Raw genomic sequence first — 3,420 nt, 5'->3', positions numbered from 1 at the left:
TCCGCGAGGATCGCCCCGCCCCGCCGGTCCAGGGCGGGCGCCGCCGGGGCCGGCGTCATCGGCGTGGGGCCCGCGGGGGCGGCGTGGTGCGTCCAGCGCCCGCGGCCGCGGCCGTGTCCGCCGGTGACGACGTTGACCGCCAGGCCGGGCCCGTCGGCGCCGGGGACCGCCTGCCCGTAGCAGGTGATCGACGCCGGCGCGGTCACCCACGCCGGCCAGGTCTGCGTCAGCCGCCGCACCCGTCCGGCGGGCACCCGCACCACCGGGCCGTCGGCCGGGCCGGTGAGCGCCGTGATCGACTCGGTGAGCAGCGTGTGCAACCGGGTGTGCCGCCCGACCGGGCTCGTCGCCAGGTCCGCGACGCCGACGGTGTAGTCGCCGCGCAGGTACGCCGCCAGCGGGCTCTGCCCGGCGAGCTCCCGCTGGACGCGTTCGTGCAGGTCCAGCAGCGCCACGTCGGGGGCATCGCCGAACCATGCCGTCCAGCGGTCGGCGAGCGCGAGGCGGGTCGGCAGCATCGGGTCGTGCAGGCCGAGCCAGCGCCGCACGACGTCGAGGTCGTCCAGCGCCGGCCGCCACGCGTCTGCCTCCAGGCGGGCCGGTGCGCCGCGCTCCACGACGTGCTCGTGGCAGACGAACCGGTCCAGGCGGTCGGCGTCCGGCCAGTCCGGCACGGCGAACTCGGCGCCGAGCCGCACGGTGTGGGCGACGGCGGTGGCAAGCCGTTCGCGGTGCGCGGCGAGCCCGGCGCCGACCGGCGCCGGGTCGGTCATCAGGCGGTCCAGTTCGCGCAGCAGCCGGACACCGGTCGGGGCCACGCCCGCGGCCCGCAGCCAGCCGGCGAGGGCACCGAGGGGCTCCGGGCCCTCTACCGGCACCGGCGGGCGGGCCTCCAGCAGGCCAACGGCGACGAGCCGGTCGACGAAGGCGCCGACCTTGTCGGCCTGCGCCGTGCCGGCGGCCAGTTCCCGCACCACGTCGGCGGTGGTCGCCTGCCGGTCGCGGACGGCGTCGAGGCACGCCAGCACGGCGGGTGCGGCGCCCATGGTGACGATCGTTTCGCCGGTACCGAGGAATCGCAGCGCTCCGCCGGTCCGGTGCAGGCTCGGGTTGACCCGCAGCACCAGCGTCGCCGCCAGCTCGGGCCGGGCCGACAGGGCCCGGACCAGCCGCGCGACGAGGACGCGGTCGAACTCCAGCACCGACAGCGCCGCCGGGTCCCCGCTGTCCGGCGCCGGCCCGGCGTCGTCGAGGCGGGCCAGGCCGATCCGGGCGAACGAGCTGTACGGGCTGGTCTTCGCCGCGGCCCGGCCGAGGAACGCGACCAGGCCGCCGACGGCCCGGGCGCGGGGCCGGTGCCCGCCGCGCAGCCAGCGTTCCAACGCGGCGGACAGGTCTGGGCTCGCCTGGGCCAGGGCCCGGCGGAACTCCGGGCGGCCTGCCGCGTCCCGGATGCGGGCGGCGACCTCGGCGGCTTCGTCGGCGTGCAACTGCTCGAGGTCGGCTTCCGCGCCGAGGCGGGCGGCCCGGGCCGCGTCCCAGCCGTCGATGCGGCCGGCCAGCGGCGCGGGCAGCACATCGCGGATCTGCGCGTTCCACACGTGCGCCGGCAGCCGCCGGTCCTGGTGGATCGCCCGCCGCAGCGCGACGAGCCGGGTCTTCAGGGCGGCGTTGGCCGGGTCACCGGCGAACGGGTACAGCGCCTCGGACAGCGCCTGCGCCTCGTGCCGGGCCCGGTCCCGCTCGTCGAGCAGCGCGTCGACGGCGGCCACGGTACGGGTGAACCGCATCGCGGACAGGACGCCGACCGGCAGGCCCGCCAGCCGGACCACCACCGACTGCTCGACCGCATAGCCGGCGGCCGTTCGGGTGGCCGTCCGGGTGGCTGAGGCCTGCGGCCGTGTCATTGGATCAGGACGACGACGAGCAGGAGAACACGGACGAGGCGCCGAACTCGCCCAGCCCGTGACCCGCGGTGAGCGACTCGACCGTCAGGCCCTGCTCGGTCAGGTCGAAGATGTCCATCGGCACCTCGTCGAGCTCGAACCGCAGCTCGGGCCGGGTGTCCGACCGGACTTCCGTTGACTGCATCTGCTACCTCCTCAGCGGTGGCCGGCCCGTGCCCGGGCGACCTACGCCCACGGTAGGGAGACCGCCACCCGATCCGGCCGCCCCATGGGCGAGGTCTAGTCGTTCCCCCAGATGGCCGCGGTGAGAATGCGCGTCATGGATGGACTGGTGACCGCCGTCGCCGTCATCCAGTCCGCCGTGCCGCAGGCCGTGGTCGGTGTGCTCGGCGCCGACCCGGCCGCGACGGTCCACGTCACCGACGACGCGGTCCTCATCGGCGCCTGCGACGCCTGCCTCGCGCTGCGCCGCGGCCGCCTCCAGCCGGCCGCGCGGCCGCTGACCCCCGGCGCCGGCAGCTGGACACCCGGGCCGTGGCCGCACCTGTCCCCCGCCCTGCTGGAACTCATCGTCCAGCTGCACGCGCTCGCCGACGCCGGCACCGTGTACCGGCTGGCGTGGGACACCCTCGACATCCAGCGCCACGAGCTGCTGCCCGACCCGGACTGCCCGGCGTGCGGCACGACCCCCGACGAGCCGGTCCGCCTCGTGCCCCGGCCGAAACCGTCCGCGCCGGCGACCCGGCTGCGCGACCTCGACGCCGTCGACCTGCCGCAGCGGGCCCTGCTCAACCCGGTGTGCGGCGCCCTCGGCCCGGCCGCCGTCGCCCTCACCGACGCACCGGCCGTCCCCGTGGTCGTCGGCGGCACCCTGCTCGAATCCGGCGGCGAACCGCGACGGATCCTGTGGAGCGGGCACGCCAGCAGCTACCGTCGCAGCCGCACCGCCGCGCTCCTGGAAGGCCTGGAACGCACCGCGGCCGCCGCGCGCGCCGGGACCGGCCCGGTCGTCGTCGACACGTACGAACGCCTCGCGCCACGCGCGATCCCCGGCGACTGGCCGTCCTTCGACCCGCGGGCACGGCTCCGGTGGGTGCCGGGGCACTCGCTGCGGCACGACGCGCCGGTCCTCGTACCGGAGAGGACGGCGTACTTCCTCGCCGGAACCCGGCACACGTCCAACGGCTGCGCCATCGGCACGTGCCTGGAGGAGGCGGCCCTGCACGGCCTGCTGGAACTCGTCGAACGGGACGCGTTCCTCATCGCCTGGTACGGCCGGGCGCAGCTGCCCGAGCTGACGCCCGACGCGGTCACCGACCCGACGGCCGGTGCGCTGCTCGACCGGCTCGCCGCCGCCGGGCACCGGGTGCGCCTCTTCGACACCCGCATCGACCTGCCGGTGCCAGTGGTCACCGCCGTCGCCACCGGCGGCGCGGCACCGGCGCTGTGCTTCGCCGCCGCGGCCGGTCTCGACCCGGGTGCGGCCGCCGCCGGCGCCGTCGGCGAGCTCGCC

The 3,420-nt window shown here is 77.2% G+C and carries 3 protein-coding genes; 1 reads left to right on the top strand and 2 read right to left on the bottom strand.

What is annotated here, in order from left to right; translation table 11 throughout:
- Both AB0J72_RS58810 and AB0J72_RS58805 read right to left on the bottom strand, forming a co-directional pair.
- On the bottom strand, positions 1-1,907 hold a 1,907-nt coding region (locus tag AB0J72_RS58810; RefSeq protein ID WP_363417992.1), incomplete at its 3' end, for a lantibiotic dehydratase.
- Between the two features lie 4 nt (positions 1,908-1,911).
- A complete protein-coding gene (locus AB0J72_RS58805; RefSeq protein WP_363417989.1) occupies positions 1,912-2,091 on the bottom strand; it encodes a thiomuracin/GE37468 family thiazolyl RiPP peptide in 180 nt (59 codons plus the stop codon).
- Positions 2,092-2,226: 135 nt separating this feature from the next.
- Between AB0J72_RS58805 and AB0J72_RS58800 the strand changes: the two genes are divergently transcribed.
- The coding region (locus AB0J72_RS58800; protein ID WP_363417986.1) for a TOMM precursor leader peptide-binding protein at positions 2,227-3,420 on the top strand (1,194 nt) is incomplete at its 3' end.

It is taken from the genome of Dactylosporangium sp. NPDC049742, from assembly GCF_040674675.1.
In the GTDB taxonomy this organism is placed as follows: domain Bacteria; phylum Actinomycetota; class Actinomycetes; order Mycobacteriales; family Micromonosporaceae; genus Dactylosporangium; species Dactylosporangium maewongense.
This window is presented reverse-complemented; position numbering and strand designations above follow the sequence as displayed.

Coding starts and splice junctions, on each gene's coding strand:
- AB0J72_RS58805 (WP_363417989.1), bottom strand. CDS start 2,091: ATGCAGTCAACGGAAGTCCGGTCGGACACCCGGCCCGAGCTGCGGTTC.